At 73.1% G+C, this 16,911-nt stretch carries 18 protein-coding genes and 1 tRNA gene; 11 read left to right on the forward strand and 8 right to left on the reverse strand.

The window, feature by feature from the left end; translation table 11 throughout:
* Window positions 1-7 precede the first annotated feature (7 nt).
* Complete coding sequence (locus tag HLA93_RS05550; protein ID WP_222193281.1) at window positions 8-337, reverse strand: ArsR/SmtB family transcription factor; 330 nt, start codon at window positions 335-337, stop codon at window positions 8-10.
* A 65-nt stretch (window positions 338-402) separates the two neighbouring features.
* On the opposite strand from HLA93_RS05550, the gene HLA93_RS05555 reads away from it, so the two are divergent.
* A complete protein-coding gene (locus HLA93_RS05555) occupies window positions 403-678 on the forward strand; it encodes an antibiotic biosynthesis monooxygenase family protein (protein ID WP_222193282.1) in 276 nt (91 codons plus the stop codon).
* 3 nt (window positions 679-681) lie between these two features.
* Here HLA93_RS05555 and HLA93_RS05560 read toward each other — a convergent pair whose 3' ends face one another.
* Both HLA93_RS05560 and HLA93_RS05565 read right to left on the reverse strand, forming a co-directional pair.
* On the reverse strand, window positions 682-2,655 hold the full coding sequence (locus HLA93_RS05560; protein WP_222193283.1) for a methyl-accepting chemotaxis protein: 1,974 nt from the start codon (window positions 2,653-2,655) through the stop codon (window positions 682-684).
* Window positions 2,656-2,790: 135 nt separating this feature from the next.
* Window positions 2,791-3,294 carry a hypothetical protein gene (locus tag HLA93_RS05565; RefSeq protein ID WP_222193284.1) on the reverse strand — a complete coding sequence of 168 codons (504 nt, stop codon included), beginning with the start codon at window positions 3,292-3,294 and terminating at the stop codon, window positions 2,791-2,793.
* 143 nt (window positions 3,295-3,437) lie between these two features.
* Between HLA93_RS05565 and HLA93_RS05570 the strand changes: the two genes are divergently transcribed.
* The gene (locus HLA93_RS05570) at window positions 3,438-4,850 is read left to right on the forward strand and encodes a glycine--tRNA ligase (RefSeq protein ID WP_308127960.1); all 1,413 of its coding nucleotides are present in this window, start codon (window positions 3,438-3,440) and stop codon (window positions 4,848-4,850) included.
* 80 nt (window positions 4,851-4,930) lie between these two features.
* On the opposite strand, the gene HLA93_RS05575 is transcribed toward HLA93_RS05570, so the two are convergent.
* Entirely contained in the window at window positions 4,931-6,016 is a 1,086-nt protein-coding gene (locus tag HLA93_RS05575) for a type IV toxin-antitoxin system AbiEi family antitoxin domain-containing protein (RefSeq protein ID WP_246625828.1), read from the reverse strand.
* 253 nt (window positions 6,017-6,269) lie between these two features.
* Here HLA93_RS05575 and dusB point away from each other — a divergent pair, with 253 nt between their 5' ends.
* The 6 genes from dusB (at window position 6,270) to HLA93_RS05605 (ending at window position 11,569) form a co-directional block, all read left to right on the forward strand.
* Window positions 6,270-7,427 (forward strand): tRNA dihydrouridine synthase DusB, encoded by a 1,158-nt coding sequence (gene dusB, locus HLA93_RS05580; RefSeq protein ID WP_222193285.1) that lies wholly within the window; start codon window positions 6,270-6,272, stop codon window positions 7,425-7,427.
* Window positions 7,428-7,452: 25 nt separating this feature from the next.
* A complete protein-coding gene (locus HLA93_RS05585; RefSeq protein WP_222193286.1) occupies window positions 7,453-7,911 on the forward strand; it encodes an Rv0361 family membrane protein in 459 nt (152 codons plus the stop codon).
* 67 nt (window positions 7,912-7,978) lie between these two features.
* Complete coding sequence (locus HLA93_RS05590; RefSeq protein ID WP_222193763.1) at window positions 7,979-8,599, forward strand: YdcF family protein; 621 nt, start codon at window positions 7,979-7,981, stop codon at window positions 8,597-8,599.
* Between the two features lie 11 nt (window positions 8,600-8,610).
* On the forward strand, window positions 8,611-9,120 hold the full coding sequence (locus HLA93_RS05595) for a hypothetical protein (protein ID WP_222193287.1): 510 nt from the start codon (window positions 8,611-8,613) through the stop codon (window positions 9,118-9,120).
* The gene (gene dnaG, locus HLA93_RS05600; RefSeq protein ID WP_222193288.1) at window positions 9,120-11,006 is read left to right on the forward strand and encodes a DNA primase; all 1,887 of its coding nucleotides are present in this window, start codon (window positions 9,120-9,122) and stop codon (window positions 11,004-11,006) included. Before HLA93_RS05595 ends, dnaG begins: the two co-directional genes overlap by 1 nt.
* Complete coding sequence (locus HLA93_RS05605) at window positions 11,003-11,569, forward strand: hypothetical protein (protein ID WP_222193289.1); 567 nt, start codon at window positions 11,003-11,005, stop codon at window positions 11,567-11,569. Before dnaG ends, HLA93_RS05605 begins: the two co-directional genes overlap by 4 nt.
* A gap of 21 nt (window positions 11,570-11,590) precedes the next feature.
* On the opposite strand, the gene HLA93_RS05610 is transcribed toward HLA93_RS05605, so the two are convergent.
* Complete coding sequence (locus tag HLA93_RS05610; RefSeq protein ID WP_222193290.1) at window positions 11,591-11,803, reverse strand: hypothetical protein; 213 nt, start codon at window positions 11,801-11,803, stop codon at window positions 11,591-11,593.
* A gap of 74 nt (window positions 11,804-11,877) precedes the next feature.
* Window positions 11,878-13,002 (reverse strand): GGDEF domain-containing protein, encoded by a 1,125-nt coding sequence (locus HLA93_RS21785; RefSeq protein ID WP_222193291.1) that lies wholly within the window; start codon window positions 13,000-13,002, stop codon window positions 11,878-11,880.
* A 102-nt stretch (window positions 13,003-13,104) separates the two neighbouring features.
* Between HLA93_RS21785 and HLA93_RS05620 the strand changes: the two genes are divergently transcribed.
* The 3 genes from HLA93_RS05620 to HLA93_RS05630 all read left to right on the forward strand — a co-directional run bounded on the left by HLA93_RS05620 (window position 13,105) and on the right by HLA93_RS05630 (window position 15,653).
* Window positions 13,105-13,177 (forward strand) — tRNA-Asn (locus HLA93_RS05620).
* Window positions 13,178-13,256: 79 nt separating this feature from the next.
* Window positions 13,257-14,492, forward strand: coding sequence for a site-specific integrase (locus tag HLA93_RS05625; protein WP_222193292.1), 1,236 nt, complete (start codon window positions 13,257-13,259; stop codon window positions 14,490-14,492).
* 327 nt (window positions 14,493-14,819) lie between these two features.
* Window positions 14,820-15,653 carry a hypothetical protein gene (locus tag HLA93_RS05630; protein WP_222193293.1) on the forward strand — a complete coding sequence of 278 codons (834 nt, stop codon included), beginning with the start codon at window positions 14,820-14,822 and terminating at the stop codon, window positions 15,651-15,653.
* A gap of 446 nt (window positions 15,654-16,099) precedes the next feature.
* Here the strand turns inward: HLA93_RS05630 and HLA93_RS05635 are convergent, their stop codons facing one another.
* Both HLA93_RS05635 and HLA93_RS05640 read right to left on the reverse strand, forming a co-directional pair.
* Window positions 16,100-16,294, reverse strand: a complete 195-nt coding sequence (locus tag HLA93_RS05635; protein WP_222193294.1) for a helix-turn-helix transcriptional regulator — start codon at window positions 16,292-16,294, stop codon at window positions 16,100-16,102.
* Between the two features lie 160 nt (window positions 16,295-16,454).
* Window positions 16,455-16,646 (reverse strand): hypothetical protein, encoded by a 192-nt coding sequence (locus HLA93_RS05640; RefSeq protein ID WP_222193295.1) that lies wholly within the window; start codon window positions 16,644-16,646, stop codon window positions 16,455-16,457.
* Window positions 16,647-16,911 lie beyond the last annotated feature (265 nt).

Consider the following 16,911-nt stretch of genomic DNA (forward strand, 5'->3'; position numbering starts at 1 on the left):
GGTGCGCTCAGTCGCTGCCGTGGGCGGCGTGGGCTAGGGCGTCGCGGACGATGTGCGCCACGTGCCCGTCGACCAGCCGGTAGTCGACCTCCCGGTGCCGGCGCACCCCGGTGACCAGGCCGGTGTCGCGCAGCACCCGCAGGTGCTGGGAGACCAGCGGTTGCGGCACCCCGAGCGCGTCCACCAGCTGGTGCACGCAGCGGGAGCCGTGCTCGTCGAGCAGGGTCACGATCGACATCCGCAGCGGCGAGGCGAGCGCGGCGAGCAGCTCGCTGGCGGCCTGGACGTCGGCGGGTACGGTCCGGGCCGCCGGCCGGGTGGACGCGGTCGCGGTCATGGCGTCATGGTCCGAGTCGGTGAGAACCGTTGTCAACTCCCGGTCTGAGGAGGAAGCTGGCCCCGGTGTTCGCCGTCACCCGTCTGCGAGTCCCCGAAGCCACCGTTCCGGCGTTCCTGACCGCCGCCGACGAACTGCTGGCCGCCCTGGGCGAGCGCCCCGGCTTCCTCCGCGGCGAGCTCGGCCGGTCCGCCGACGACCCGCAGCTGTTCGCGCTGTGCACCAGCTGGGACGGCGTCGGCGCCTACCGCCGCGGCCTGTCGGCGGCCGAGGTGAAGATCGCCGGGGCGCCGGTGTGGGCGCACGCGCTGGACGAGCCGGGCGTCTACCTCACCGACTGAGCCTCAGGGCAGCTCGAACCGGGCGACCAGCCCGCGCAGCTCCTCGGTGATCGAGGCGAGCGCGACCGCCGTCTCCCGGGTCGAACCGGTGGAGCCCGCGGTCGAGCGGGCCGCCTCGGTCACCGACCGCACGTTGGCGCTGACGCCGTCCGTGCCGCTGGCGGCCTCGGCGACGTTGCGGCTCATCTCCGCCGTCGTCGCGCTCTGCTCCTCCACGGCGGAGGCGATGGTCTGCTGGAAGTCGTTGACCTGCCCGACGACCGCGGCGATCCCGGCGATCGACTCCGCCGCGCCGGCGGTGTCGGCCTGGATCGCCTCCACCCGCCGGACGATGTCCTCGGTGGCCCGCTGGGTCTCCTGGGCCAGCTCCTTGACCTCGTTGGCCACCACGGCGAAGCCCTTGCCCGCCTCGCCGGCACGGGCGGCCTCGATGGTGGCGTTCAACGCGAGCAGGTTGGTCTGCTCGGCGATCGAGGTGATCGCCGAGACCACGGCACCGATCTCCCGGGAGGACTCCCCGAGCCGGGCGACCATCGCCGTCGTCTCCTGAGCGGCGGCCACCGCCGCGGCGCCGACCCGGGCGGCCTCGGACGTCGAGTGGGCGATCTCCCGGATCGAGGCGCCCATCTGCTCGGCGCCGGCGGCCACGGTGCGCACGTTGTCGCTGACCGCCTCGGTGGCCGCCTGGGCGGTGCCGGCGACCTCGGTGCCCCGGGCCGCGTCCCGGGCGACGTCCTCGGCGAGACCGCGGAGCTGCTCGGAGGCGCCGGACAGGTCACTCGTCCGGTCTCGCACGGCGTTCAGCACACCGCCCATGTCCTCCAGCGACCGGTTCAGTGCGACCGCCAGCGTGCGCACCTCGTCGGTGCCCGACTCCGGCAGCCGGGGCCGCAGGTCGCCCTCGGCGACCTGCTCGAGCGCGGCGACGGCGCGGTCCAGCGGGCGGGTCAGGGCGCGGGCCACCAGCAGGGCGACGACGGCGACGACCGCGGCGACCAGCACGGCCACCAGGAGCACCGCACGCAGCAGGGACGACGCCGGGGCGACCGCGTCGGCGAGGTCCTCGCTGAGCACGACGCCCCAGCCGTAGCCGGCGAACCCGAGCGCCCCCTGGGACGCCGACCAGCCCCGCACCTTCTCCACGTCCGAGCCGGTGCCGTCGGCGAGCTCGTCGGTGCCGTGCCCGGACTCCCCGGCGACGAGGGCAGCCGCGGCGGGGGAGTCGTTGCCGGCCAGGTCGAGCCCGTCCTCGGCGCCCGGCCCGACCAGGACGACGCCGTCGCTGCGCAGCATCTGGGCGGTCACGTCCAGGCCGCGGGTCTGCAGGCCGGCGACCTGCTCGTCCATGATCTGCCCGATCACCCGCGGGACCGAGGCCCAGTTGACCCACAGCCGCTGCACGCTGCCGTCCGGGCCGTACACCGGCGCCGCGAAGACCAGGGTGGCGTCGTCCCGGCCGGTGGCCGCGGCGACCAGCGGGTCGACCTCGGGGTCCTGCACGTACGTCTGCCCTGGCTCCAGGGCCAGGGCCTCGGCGAACCACGGGCGGGTGGACAGGTCGGCACCGGCGTAGCCGGCCGGGTCGATCGCCTCGCCGTCCCCGGTGACGCTGTTGCCGGCCACCACCCGGCCGGTCAGGTCGACCACCAGGAGCAGGTCGTAGATCACGTAGTTCTTGCTGTAGAAGTCCGCGGCCTCGGCGACCGTGGCGGGCTCGGCGGAGGCGTCGGGGTTGAACGCGAACGCCTGCACGTCGCCGTAGCGCTCGAAGAGGTTCCGGTCGATCTTGTCGATCGTGGACCGGGCCTCGCTCTGCAACAGCTCCCCGGAGTTGCGGACCCAGTCGCCCTCGCTGCGCTGCCAGGCGAACACGCCCAGGCCGGCCAGCGGGACGGTGGAACAGGCGAGCACGACCAGCACCAGCAGGACGCGCAGGGAGCGCAGTCGCAGGGCCGTCGTGATGCGGTGGCCGGTCATCGTTCCTCGCTCCGGGGACGTCACCTCGCCCCGGGGCCCGGGCGCAGGTGTACACCCGGGTGATCGGCAGTCCGTCCGCCCGACGTGACCCGAACGGCCCGCTGAACTGCGGAAAGACCTCAGTTCCGGATCGGCTCAGCCCCGCTCGGCGTCGGTGACCGCGCGGCGGAGGTCGGCCAGGTCGTCGTTGAGCGGGGCCACGGCGTCGGTGTCGGTGACCTGGGCCAGCCGCTGGTCGAGCCGGTCGGCCAGCTGCTCGGCGGCCTGCACGTCCCGTCCCTCGCCGCGCAGGGTGCGCAGCCGCAGCTGCCAGGCCCGCAGCTCCAGTCGGACGGCGGCGGTGGACAGCACCTCGTCCACTGCCGCGCCGGGCCGCTCGGCCGCCCGGCCGATCTCCACCGACAGCTCGTCCAGGCCGCGGTCCAGGTCGGCGGTGTAGACCGCCCAGGCAGCCGCCTCGGCCTGCTGGCACTGCTCGTGCACCCGGCGCAGGCGGTCGCGCAGCGGGGCGAGCACGCCCCGCACCGCCGTGGCGGCGCCCGGGTGGTCGCGGCAGAGCCCCGCCGTGGCCCGGGCCAGGCGCTGGTCGACGGCCGCCGGGCGGGCGGCGGGCGGGAAGGTCGGCGCAGGAGCGGTCACGTGCCGGACGGTAGGGACGCCGGGACGTCGGCGGCCACCGCTTCCCGGTGAACTCCCGGTGGCCGGTGCGGCCGGGACCCCGACCGGGGCGCCGACTACCGTCTGGGGGTCACTCGCCGACACCCCAGCCGGATGGAGCCCCCGTGCCCAGCGACACCACCCCTGCCCGTACCGCCGACCCCGCTCGCCTGGAGAAGGTGGTCAACCTCTGCAAGCGCCGGGGGTTCGTCTTCCCCTCCGGTGAGATCTACGGCGGCACCCGCTCCGCCTGGGACTACGGGCCCCTGGGCGTGGAGCTGAAGGAGAACATCAAGAAGCAGTGGTGGCGCACCGTCGTCCAGAGCCGGGACGACGTCGTGGGCCTGGACTCCTCGGTGATCCTGCCCCGCCAGGTGTGGGTGGCCTCCGGTCACGTCGGTGTGTTCACCGACCCGCTGACCGAGTGCCAGAACTGCCACAAGCGCTTCCGGGCCGACCACCTCGAGGAGGAGTTCGAGGAGAAGAAGGGCCGCGCCCCGGAGAACGGCCTGGCCGACATCACCTGCCCGAACTGCGGCGTCAAGGGCCAGTGGACCGAGCCCCGCGACTTCAACATGATGCTGCGCACCCACCTGGGCCCGGTCGAGGACGAGTCGGGGCTGCACTACCTGCGCCCGGAGACCGCCCAGGGCATCTTCGTCAGCTTCGCCAACGTGATGGGCGCCGCCCGGAAGAAGCCGCCGTTCGGCATCGGCCAGATCGGCAAGTCCTTCCGCAACGAGATCACCCCCGGCAACTTCATCTTCCGCACCCGCGAGTTCGAGCAGATGGAGATGGAGTTCTTCGTCAAGCCCGGCGAGGACGCCGAGTGGCACCAGTACTGGATCGACGAGCGCACCCGCTGGTACACCGACCTGGGCATCTCCCCGGACAACCTGCGGCACTACGAGCACCCGAAGGAGAAGCTGAGCCACTACTCGACGCGCACCGTTGACATCGAGTACCGGTTCGGGTTCACCGGCTCGGAGTGGGGCGAGCTCGAGGGCATCGCCAACCGCACCGACTTCGACCTGAAGACCCACTCGGAGCACTCCGGCACCGACCTGTCCTACTTCGACCAGGCCTCCGGTGAGCGCTGGACGCCGTACGTCATCGAGCCGGCGGCCGGGCTGACCCGCTCGCTGATGGCGTTCCTGGTCGAGGCCTACACCGAGGACGAGGCGCCCAACGCCAAGGGCGGCGTCGACACCCGCACGGTGCTCAAGCTCGACCCGCGGCTGGCGCCGGTGAAGGCCGCCGTCCTGCCGCTGTCGCGCAACGCCGACCTCTCGCCCAAGGCCCGCGGCCTGGCCGCCGAGCTGCGCAGGAACTGGAACGTCGACTTCGACGACGCCGGCGCGATCGGCCGCCGCTACCGCCGCCAGGACGAGGTCGGCACCCCGTTCTGCATCACCGTCGACTTCGACACCCTCGAGGACGACGCGGTGACCATCCGCGAGCGCGACTCGATGTCCCAGGAGCGGGTCGCCCTCTCCCAGGTCGTCAGCTACCTCGGAGCCCGCCTCCCCGGCTGCTGAGGTCGGCCGGGCTCGGGCCGCCGTCGCCCGGGTCAACCCTGCTGACCTGACGTTGAGCCGTGCCACGGCGCGGCTCAACGTCAGGTCGAGCGGCTCAACACCGCTCCGACGAGGTCATCGGTCCTGGCCAGCCAGCCGTCGTCCCCGTCGGATGCGCCTCGGGGCCGGCCGGTGGGTCGGGGCACCTCGCTCCAGTCCCGGGTCGCCGGTCCGGGGGTGGCCAGGCAGCGCCGCACCAGGCGGTCGAGCTCGGCCCGCCGGCTGCCCAGGTCGACGGCGGCGGCACGGACGAACCGGATCCCCCTCGACCGGAGCTGGTCCTCGGCCCGCTTCTCCTGCCACAGCTCGTCCTCGGGCGTGCGCCCGAAGGCGGGACGGCGGTACTTCACCCGGCCGTCGAACTCGATGCCCACCGCCTGCTCCGGGTACCAGCCGTCGACGACCTTGACGAGCCGGCCGTCGACCCAGAGCTCCACCTGGGGGACGAACGGCGGGAGCCCGAGCGCGGCGAAGGTGAGCCGCCCGTGGGTCTCCAGCCACGACTCGGCCCGGCCGTCGGCGAGTGCGACGGCCCGCACGCTCCGCGGCACCCCAGGCACGCACGCCTGCCTGGCCAGCACCCGGCCCAGCTCGGCGCGCGTCGTCAACCCGCGCAGGAGCGCGGCGTCGACGGCGGCCACGGCGTCCACCTCCGGCCAGTCCCGAGCCAGGTCGACGACGGTGCGGGCCGCGGTCGTGACCCGGTAGGCGCCGCGCACGGTGACCTCGTCGGCCGGCAGCTCGGCCCGGGTCATCAGCCACCCACGCCCACGGCGCCACCGGTGCGGGTCTGTCAGTTCGACCGTCGGCGGGACGGCCCTCGGGCGGGGGAGGCCCCACACCCACGCGGCCGTCGCGCCGCTCAGGACGGCGGACGGCCGGGCCAGGCCGGCGGTGACGGCCAGCGCGTCGAGCCCGGGGCGCCGTCCGGTCCGGTCCACCTCGGCGAGGTCGGCCGCGGTGATGAAGACGCCGGTGCGCAGCCGCACCCACGTACCGGCCCGCACCGCCGTCCGGACCTCGCTCTCCCCGATGCCCGCGGCGGCGAGCTCAGCGGTGGTGAACACGCCCAACCGGCGGCGTCCGGGCTCGTCGACGGCCATCGGGACGGGCACCGAGACGGTCATCCCAGCAGCCTGACCGGCGCCCGGAACCCCGGGCGGGCCCCGGAGCCGCCGGTGGACGGGGCGCTCGCCGGGGGACGTCGGCGGGCGCCCCCGGATTGAGGTCTGCTAGCCGCCGACCGGGTCAACCCGCCGGGCCTGAGGCCGAGCCACGTCACAGCACGGCTCAACGTCAGCTCAGCCGGGTTGACCCACCTCACCGAGCCGGGCCGGCCGTGAGCCGGGGCACACAGTTCGGCGACCTACCCTGGACGGCGTGACCAGCACTCTCGAGCGCACGGCGGCGCTGCCCCCGCTGCAGCTCGGCGGGCTCACCGTCGACCCGGCGGTGGTGCTCGCGCCGATGGCCGGCATCACCAACCCGGCGTTCCGCACGCTGTGCCGGGAGTTCGGCGCCGGCCTCTACGTCTGCGAGATGATCACCACGCGGGCGCTGGTGGAGCGCAACGAGAAGACCCTGCAGATGGTGCAGGCCGCCCCCGGTGAGGCCGACGCGTTCAGCGTGCAGCTCTACGGCGTCGACCCGGCCACGGTGGGCCGCGCGGTGGAGATGCTGGTCGACGAGCACGTCGCCGGCACCCGCCCGGCGCACATCGACCTGAACTTCGGCTGCCCGGTGCCCAAGGTGACCCGCAAGGGCGGCGGCTCGGCCCTGCCCTGGCACCGCGTGCTGCTGCGCGACATCGTCCGTGCCGCGGTCGGTGCCGCCCGCGACGTCCCGGTGACGATCAAGACCCGGATCGGGATCGACGCCGACCACGTCACCTACCTGGACGCCGGCCGGATCGCCCAGGACGAGGGCGCCGCCGCGATCACCCTGCACGGCCGCACCGCCGACCAGCTCTACAGCGGCACCGCCGACTGGTCGCCCATCGCCCGGCTGGTGGAGACCGTCGACATCCCGGTGCTCGGCAACGGTGACCTGTGGGAGGCCGACGACGCGCTGCGGATGGTGGCCGAGACCGGCTGCGCCGGCGTGGTGGTCGGTCGCGGCTGCCTGGGCCGGCCGTGGCTGTTCGGCGACCTGGCCGCCGCGTTCGCCGGCTCGGAGCGGCGCACGATGCCGACCTTCCGCGAGGTCGCTGCGATCATGCACCGGCACGCCACGCTGCTGGCCGCCGACCAGGGCGAGGTGCACGGCTGCACCGACTTCCGCAAGCACGTCGCCTGGTACCTCAAGGGCTTCTCGGTCGGCTCCGACGTCCGCCGGGCGCTGGCCATGGTGTCCGGGCTGGACGAGCTGGCCGAGCTGCTCGGCCGGATCCCCGACCAGCCCTACCCGGAGGCGGTGCTTGGCGCCCCGCGCGGGCGCACCAGCCCGCCGCGGCCGGTGGCGCTGCCCGAGGGCTGGCTGGACGACCGCGACGACCCGCGCCCGCCGGCCGGGGCCGAACTGCTGGTGGGTGGCGGATGACCCCCACCGGGACAGGAGCCGACCAGTGACGCAGGGCCCGTTCCTCTACGACGACGACCCGGCGCCGCTGCACACCGGCACGCCGCGCAACCGCAACGGCACGCTGCTGGCCCTGCTCGGCGTCACGGTGCTGATCGCGGTCGTCATGGTGCTGGGCATGACCCTCTACAAGGGGTCGGGGGAGGACCAGTCGCGCGAGGTGGCCGGGGTCTTCACCGCCGCGCTGTCCCAGGGCGACCTCGAGACCGCCTACGGGCTGGTCTGCGACGACGTCCGCGCCCGGGTGGCCCCTGATGAGCTGGCGGAGAGGTTCCTGCAGCCGGGCACCCCGGAGGTGACCGGCTCGCGGGAGACCGAGGTGGACGGCGAGCCGGCGCAGCTGGTCCAGGTGCGCTGGGACGACGGCGGGGAGGTCACCACCACCGAGCTGACCGTCGTCCCCGAGGGCGGCACGAAGGTCTGCGGCACCGGCGCGGCGGGCTGAGCGGCACGCCGTCCCCAGGGCCGGCACCGACGTCAGCCGGGCGTGGTACCCATGACGCGTGGCAGGGATGGCGGGGCGGCTGGCCGTCCGGGTGCTGGGGGCGGTGGTGACGGCGGCGGTGCTGCTGACCGGGTCCACGGCGCTGGCCATCTGGTGGACGGCGCGGCAGGACGCCCGCCCGGGCTCCGACGCGATCGTGGTGCTCGGGTCCGCCCAGTACAACGGCGTGCCCTCGTCGATCTTCGAGGCCCGGCTGGAGCACGCCCTGCAGCTGTTCGAGGAGGGCGTCGCGCCGCGGATCGTCACCGTGGGCGGCCGGGCCGCCGGTGACGAGTTCAGCGAGGCCGAGGCCGGCCGGCAGTACCTGGCGCAGGCCGGGGTGTTCGAGGACGCGCTGCTCGCGGTCGAGGAGGGCGTGGACACCCTGGAGAGCATGCGGGCGGTGGGCGCGGAGTTCGACGACCGTGGCTGGCAGACCGCCGTGCTGGTGAGCGACCCGTGGCACGTGATGCGCGCCGAGCGGATGGCCGAGGACGCCGGCATCACCGCCAGCAGCTCGCCGACCCGGCAGGGCCCGGCGGTGCAGACCCGCACGACGCAGTTCAGGTACATCCTGCGCGAGACGGCCGCGTACCTGCTGTACCGCGCCACCGGCGAGAGCGTCGCCGGGGCGCCGGGGATCGGCTGAGGAGGAGGACCGTGCTGGAGCTGGGCAAGAGCGGGTCGCACGGCACCCCGAAGGGCACCGTGCCGGTGCTGGACGGCGAGGTCATGGTGGCGACGCTGCGGGCGGCCAACTGGAAGGAGGCCGCGACCGCCGTCATCGGCGACCGCACCTGGGTGTTCGGGAAGCAGGGGCGTGAGCTGACGGCCCGCTGGGAGGCCGAGCCGGACGACGCGGTGCGGCTGCGTGCGCGGCAGACGTCGCTGTGGAAGGGCACGTGGCAGCTGGAACTGGACGGCGCGACCGTGGAGATGACCAGCAGCTCGTGGTGGCAGGGCACGCACCGCTACACCGCCGGCGGGCGCACCGTGGCCGAGAGCGGCACCACCGGTGGCTGGTCGCCGCGGCCGACGCTGACCGCGGACGACGACCTGCCGCTGGCCACCCGGGTGTTCCTGCTGTGGATCGAGCTGGTGGTCACCCGGCGGAACAACGCCGTGATCGTCGGCACGACGTCCGCGGCGGTCATCGGCGGGACCAGCTGATGGCCGGCCGGGGGCGGATCCGCGCCGCGGACATCGCACTGGTGCGCGAGCGCACCAAGATCGACGAGATCATCGGCGAGCACCTGCAGCTCAAGCGCGCCGGCGGCGGCAGCCTGAAGGGGCTGTGCCCGTTCCACGACGAGAAGTCGCCGTCCTTCCAGGTCACCCCCTCGCGCGGGCTGTACCACTGCTTCGGGTGTGGGGTCGGCGGCGACGTCATCCGGTTCGTGCAGGAGATCGACCACCTGTCCTTCTCCGAGGCGGTCGAGCTGCTGGCCGGCCGGGCCGGGGTGCAGCTGAAGTACGAGGACGACGGCGGCCGGGCGACCGCCGGGCCGGACCGGGCGCACGCCGGTCAGCGGGCTCGGCTGGTCGCGGCGAACACCGCGGCCGCGGAGTTCTACGCCGCCCAGCTGATGACCCCCGATGCCGCACCGGCCCGCAGCTTCCTCGCCGACCGCGGGTTCGACCGGCAGGTGGCGCTGGACTTCGCCTGCGGGTTCGCCCCCGGCGGCTGGGACACCCTGACCCGCCACCTGCGCGGGCTGGGCTACACGCAGGAGGAGCTGGTCACCGGAGGGCTGGCCAAGGAGTCGTCCCGGGGCACGCTGATCGACCGGTTCCACCGCCGGCTGATCTGGCCGATCCGCGACCTGACCGGTGACGTGATCGGCTTCGGCGCCCGCAAGCTGATGGACGACGACCCGGGCCCGAAGTACCTGAACACCCCGGAGACGCCGCTCTACAAGAAGAGCTCGGTGCTCTACGGCGTGGAGCGGGCCAAGCGGGACATCGCCCGCAACCACCAGGCCGTCGTCGTCGAGGGCTACACCGACGTGATGGCCTGCCACGTGGCCGGGGTGACCACCGCGGTCGCCTCCTGCGGCACCGCGTTCGGGCCGGAGCACATCAACGTGCTGCGCCGGCTGCTGATGGACCAGGACGAGTTCCGCGGGGAGGTGGTCTACACCTTCGACGGCGACGCGGCCGGTCAGGCGGCGGCGATGAAGTCGTTCAAGGAGGACCAGCGCTTCGTCGCCCAGACCTTCGTGGCCGTGGAGCAGGAGGGGCGGGACCCGTGCGAGCTGCGCCAGGCGCACGGGGACGCCGCGGTGCGTGACCTGATCGCCCGGCGCACCCCGCTGATCGAGTTCGTGCTCCGGACGACGCTGGGCGAGTACGACCTGGACACCGTGGAGGGCCGGGTCGCCGCGCTGGAGAAGACCGCGCCGCTGCTGGCCCAGATCAAGGACCACGCCCTGCGCCCGGCCTACGCCCGCCGGCTCGCCGGCCTGCTCGGGCTGCCCGACGAGAGCGAGGTCGTCGCCCGGGTGCGGGCACTGGCGGGGGACACCGGCGGCAGTCGCCCCAAGCAGCGTCCGCGGGCGCCGCAGCGCACCCCGGACGACGCCGCGGTGGAGGTGGAACGCGAGGCGGTCAAGGCGGCGCTGCAGTGCCCGGAGATCGCCGGGCCCCAGTTCGACGCGGTGGAGCCGAGCTCCTACACCCACCCGGACTACGCGGCGGTGGCCGCGGCGGTGCAGGCGGCCGGGGGAGCGGCGGGCGCGACGGCGACCGGTCCGGAGTGGCTGGACGAGGTGTCGGCGCACTGCGACCGGGAGACGGCGAAGGCGATGCTGACCGCGCTGGCCGTCGAGCCATTGCACGCGGTGGGGGAGAACGACCCGACCTACGTCAACGCGCTGATGGCCCGGCTGCACGAGATGGCCACGGTCCGGGAGATCGCGGCGCTGAAGGGCAAGCTGCAGCGCACGAACCCGATCGAGGCGCAGGACGAGTACATGCGGGCGTTCAAAAAGCTGATGGACCTCGAGCAGCTGGCCATCTCGCTGCGCAAGCGCGCGGCCGGCGGCCTGACCCCGTGAGCCTGATCGGGCAGGTGCGCGCGCGGTTCGCCCGCCCGCCCGAGCCGGTGCGCGCCGCCGTCGCCGGTGACCCCGACGAGCGGGTGCTGGCCTGGGGGGAACGGGTGGACGGCGGCTGGACGGTGGCCACCTCGCGGGGCCTGCGCGTCGTCCCGGAGCCCGGGACGGGAACGCCCGACGTCCCCGTGCTGGGGTGGCACGAGATCGGCACCGCCCGCTGGGCGGCGGCCGGTGCCGGGGGCACCTTCACGGTGGTGCCGCTGACGGAGGTGGAGCCGGGGGTGCAGGCCCGGCAGCCGGCGCAGCGGCACGTGCTGCGCACCGCCGGCGAGCTGCCGGGCGTGCTGCGCACCCGGGTGGACCGCACGGTGGTGACCAGTCAGCGGCACCCGCTGCCCGGCGGTGGGGCGGTGTTGCTGGTGGCCCGACGGGTGCCGGGTCAGGCGGTGCGGGAGTGGACGGTCGTCTTCGACGACGACGCCGACCGGGACGACCCAGCGGCCCGCGAGGCGGCCCGGCAGCGGCTGGCCGCGGCGGTCGACGCCGACGACCCCACGCGCTGACCCCCGGGCCGCCTCAGCGGGTCAGCGCGGGCCGGTCTCGTTGCCCAGCCGGGTCTTGACCGAGTCGACCGCGGCGTCGGCGCGGGCCTGGGCCATGCCGGCGGCGGTCTGCAGGCGCGGGTCGTCCTTGGCGTGCTGGTAGACGCGGCGGATCTGCTCGTAGCGCTCACGGCCGGCCCGGGCGCCGAGGACGTAGCCGGCACCGAAGCCGGCGAGGAAGGACAGCTTGGCCACGGGGGACCTCCTGGGTTCGGGGGAAGCGATGACGCTACCGGCCGGTCCGCGAGGTCACCCGGTGAGGCCGCAGGTCACCGGGCGAATGCCGGCTCGCGGCTCGGCCGGGCATGGACGACGCGGTCGCGCCCGGCCCGCTTCGCGGCGTACAGCGCCCGGTCGGCGGTGCTGAGCAGGCCGAGGACGGCGGCCGCCGGGTCGGAGTCGGTGGCCAGGTGGGCGGTGGCCACGCCGACGCTGACCGAGACCGCGGGCAGGTCGGACCCGGTGGTCTCGTGCACCGCGGTGCGCAGCCGCTCGGCGGCGGCGACCACGTCCGCGGCAGCCGGGAAGGAGGCGATCCAGCCGAGCTCCTCCCCGCCGAGCCGGACCAGCAGGTCGTCGGCGCGGGCGACCCGGGTCAGTGTGTGGGCGACGGCGGTGAGCACCCGGTCGCCGACCGCGTGCCCGTGGGTGTCGTTCACGTTCTTGAAGTGGTCCAGGTCGATGGCCATCACCGTCACCGGCTCACCGGCCGCGGCAGCCGCGCGCAGCACGGTGCCGGCGCGCTCCTCGATCCCGCGCCGGTTGGCCAGCCCGGTGAGCGGGTCGGTGACGGCGAGGGTGCGGGCAAGGTCGCGGGCGGCCTGCATCCGGCGCACCAGGATGGTGACGACGCTGATCGGCGCGACCACCATGGCGACCATGGTCAACGCCGCGTAGCCGCGCAGCACGGGCGGCGCCGGCAGGCTGAGGCTGATCGCGACCACACCGGCGACGGCGACAGCCGTGGTGAGAGCCACCCCGCGCGCCCGCAGCAGCATCGCCGACGCCACCGGGACGACGACCAGGGCGGCGGCGCACATCCAGCGCACGTTGAGGTCGTCGAACCCGGTGCCCAGGACGACCATCACGGTGGAGGCCACGCCGATCAGCGTGCCGCTGTCCCGGGGGCCGAGGCGGCGGCGCAGCGCCACGTAACCGGCCATCGCCGCCCACACGGTTGCGCCGGCGGCGCCGAGGCGGGCGTCGGAGAGCGCGCCGACGGACCACCGGTAGGCGCTGAGCGCGTACAGCGGCAGGGCGGCGATGAGGCAGATGACCAGGAGGGTGGCGGCACCCCACTCCATGTGGGCGGTGGCCCTCGCCACGACCGATCGCCACGCCGTCCCCATGCCAGGGACGTCGACAGCGGCGGGTGGCGGCTTGAGCGTCGTCACCCCGGTGAGGGACGCCGCACGCGGGACGCGCCGGGAGCCCCCCGCCGGGACCATCGCCGGCGGTGGGGTAACCTCTACGAGCGCGCGGGCACCACCCGCCGTTCCCCCGTAGCTCAATTGGCAGAGCATGCGACTGTTAATCGCAGGGTTATAGGTTCAAGTCCTATCGGGGGAGCTCTGACCAGGGCTCATGGCTCTGGAGCTTCGAACCAGGCATCATCAACTCATCGTTTACCGATGAGGGCAGGTGCCGCATGGGACGACCACCGCTGCCGGTGGGCACGTTCGGCAAGATCGGCTTCCTGCTCATGGCCAGCGGTGAGGTCCAGGCCCGCGCCCGGTTCCGGGACTTCGACGGCCGCACCCGGCTGGTCTCCAAGACCGGCATTTCTCGCGCTGCTGCCGAGCGGGCGCTGAAGACCGAGCTGGCCGCCCGCCGCGGCCCCGGGGGAGCCGGGGTGATCACCGCCAGTTCCCGGGTGTCCGCACTCATCGAGGCGTGGCTGGCCGCCGACCACGGCTGGTCGACCGGCACCGAGCGCACCTACCGCTCGGTGATCCGCACCTCGGTCCTACCTGCTTTCGGCCAGCTGACACTGCAGGAGGTCACCCCCGGCCGGGTCGGCCGCGCGCTCACCGCGATCGCCAAGAGCAGCGGGCCCGGTGCCGCCAAGACCGCCCGCGCCTGCCTGTCCGGCATGTTCGCCCTCGCCATCGACGACGGCGCCATCGCCGCCAACCCCGTGCGCGACGCCACCGTCCGGATCGACACCACCGCCAAGAAGGCACCTCGGGCGCTGACCGTCGAGCAGACCACCCGGCTGGTCGAGCTGTTGCACGCCAGCCCGCGCGCCGCCGAGCTCGACCTGGCTGACCTCGTCGACTGGATGCTCGCCACCGGCGCCCGGATCGGCGAGGCAGTAGCGCTGCGGATGGGGGAGACCGCCGGCCGGCCGCTGCTGGACCTGGACGCCGGCACCTGGGAGGTCAACGCCACCGCGGTGCGCGTGCCCAACCGGGGGATGGTCGTCCAGCCGCGCACCAAGACCGCCGCCGGCTGGCGGATCATCGCCGTCCCGGAGTTCGCGGTCGACATGGCGCGCCGCAGGCTTGCGTCACCCCACCGGCCGGACACCGAGCTGGTCTTCCCCGCGCCGTTCGCCGGCACGCTACGCGACCCGAACAGCGTGTCGGGTGACCTGCGCCAGCTGCTGGACTCCTTCGAGTGCGAGGTCTGCGACGGGACCGGCTTACAGCCGGCGACGAGTACGACGGCGGCTGGCCGCCCGGTCCGCTGCGCCGAAGGGCCGTGGTCGTGGGTCTCCTCGCACACCTTCCGCAAGACCGTCGCCACCCGCCTCGATGAGGCCGGCTTCTCCCCGCGGCAGGTCGCCGACCAGCTCGGCCACGCCAACCCATCGATGACGCTGGACGTCTACTTCGGCCGCCAGGTGGTCAGCGCCGAGGCCGCCCGAGTGCTCGGCCGCTGACCGCGTCGCCTACTCCGGCGGGTACGCGACTCGATCGACGCGAACTACCACCGGGACCGCCATCGTTCGCCCGCTGTTGCGATTCGGGGAGGAAACTCGGTGCTGTCCTTGAGCGTCCCACTATGGGATGCGCCGGGGTTCCGGTTGGGTGGCAATCCCGGTGCAGTTCGACGCCGCGTGCCTTCCGCGGTGACAAGCCGACCGGTGCGAACCTGTGGCGGTGTAGTCGAGCGAGACCCCGTCTGTAGCGACTGGAGTGTCGACTGCGGACGCAGCCGCTGCTCCGGTCCACTCCCGCCCTGTCGATCGCCCACACGAGGAGCCATGGTGCAACAGGCGCTCGCAATTCTACTGCTCATGGCCATTGCGGTACGGGTCTATTCTCTCATTAGGGGAACCCTATGGATCGGTTATCACGGACGAGACTTCGCACGCCGGTTTCGAGGAATGCAGCCATCCGCCCAGGTTGACCCAGAGAAGCTGTGGCGGTTGTACCAAGACTTGGAGGGCGATTTCCTGCCGTTCGGGGTCAAATCCTGGCGACTGAAGATTGCGGCGCACCGCTCAACTGGCATAGCGGCACTGCTTTTCTCCGGCCTCCGGCTTCTGTGGCTCTACTGGCTCGCTGGCCCTGTGCTGACGGCTCTGCTGATTTGGCTGGTTCTGGGGAGCGAGGCCGACGGCGCAATCCGGTATCTGGAGTTGTCCGCCAGCTTGCTGCTCGTAGCCGGAGCACTCGCCTTGGTGGCAGAGGCCGTGGTCGCCTCAGGGGAGGGATTGCCGTGGTCTGGAAGCTATCATCGCTGGCCGAAGGTCACCAGCAGGCTGAGGTCGGAGCACCCTAATCAAGACTTTGCGCTCGCCGTTGGGTTGGGCTTCGTCGCCGTCCTTCCCTCTCTCGTCGCCACAATAATGGTCGCAGGCGTACGATTCTCGGCATTCGTGGACTATCCGAGTGAAGCAGGCGTCGTTGATCAACTGGCTCGAGCTATGAGCGCGAGCCTTGCTGCAGTCGGTGGCGAATCGTTTCAGGCTGCCAATACAACTGGGCAACTTGTGAAGGTCTTGATCGCGCTCGTCTTCGTGTCCTATGCCGTAGTACTCTTGGGGCGACTTGCCGGCATGGCTATGAGCCAAGATGCGACGAGAAGGCGGCGCTAAGCGCTGCGGCAAAGGAAATTCGTCGAGCTAACCAACTCCTAAGAGCAGTACCCTTTGTCCCCCGTGCCCACCCGTCACTCGGCTGCGTTACGCGGGCTCAGTTCGACTGTCCTCGGCCTCGGAGCCTCAGCGGTGGATGCCGTGCCCGGTTACGGCGTTACGCACCCAACTGAACGAGCGGTAGGTGAACTCCGAAGGCTTCAGCCGCGACCGCGGCGGCCTGCTGCTCACGATCAAGACATGGCCGAGGCCATCAGTTGTTCCAAAGGCCGCCTTCGGGGACAGCTGCTGCCGACGGCGCGAACATGGCTGTCGCCATTCAGGATTTGAGGGCCGTTGGTCGATCCCGCTGGGGTCACCGATCCGGATGGCAGCCGGGCCCGGCTATGGCAGATCAGCTGACAGGCCTTCGCAGGCAGTGTTGGGCTGGTGGCGGCTCGCTCGGCTCAGCGGGTGCCGTGCAGCGACGCCGCGACCTTCGTCTCCCACCACCGGTCGCACTCCGCCTCGTCGTAGAGCACCCGACGGCCGACCTTGATCCCGGTGGGGCCGATGCCGACGTGACGCCAGTAGCGGACGGTGGCCGGGCTGGTGCGGAAACGGACGGCGACCTCTTCGGTGGTCAGCAAACGAACAGTCATGGCATCTCCTCAGTTGACGACGGGTAGAGCCGGTCACCCCCAGGAGGCGCTGGTGTCGTTCGATTGCTGCCAGCGGCGTCGGGGTGACACCGCTCTGGGCGCACCCAGGGCGGCCTGCTGATGCGTCACCCCGTTGTCACCCCGACCTGTGCGGTCACTTCTATCGGCCGACGGGTGCATGAGCTCCCAGGCTGCGCCGCTGAGCGGCGCGGAGGACGTCCTGCGCGGCGACGGCGATGGCCAACAGGTGCCGGTCGTAGACCGCGCCGCTGTCCAGCTGCTGGACGAGTACGCCGAGCAGATCCACCCAGGCGAGCTGGCGAGGGATCGGGGGAGGCTGCTGCGTGGGCACCGTGGCTACTCGCTCGACGATCTCAACCGCGGACCGGCCCGACGCTGCCGCCCGCTTCTGCTCCCACGCACGCTTCCGGCAGGTGTTTGAGCACCACTTCGGGACCGGTCCACTCGCCCGCGGCGTGATGGGACCGCTGCACCAGCCGCAGGATGTGGCGGCGGCCCGCCGCGCGCTGCCGCTCGCGGGAGTCGGTACCGGCTCCCGGACCGGTGCACGGTTCTGGCGAGCCACGGCGCGCTCCTGCTGATGACGACGCTGACGC

Source organism: Modestobacter italicus (assembly GCF_019799965.1).
GTDB lineage: Bacteria > Actinomycetota > Actinomycetes > Mycobacteriales > Geodermatophilaceae > Modestobacter > Modestobacter italicus_A.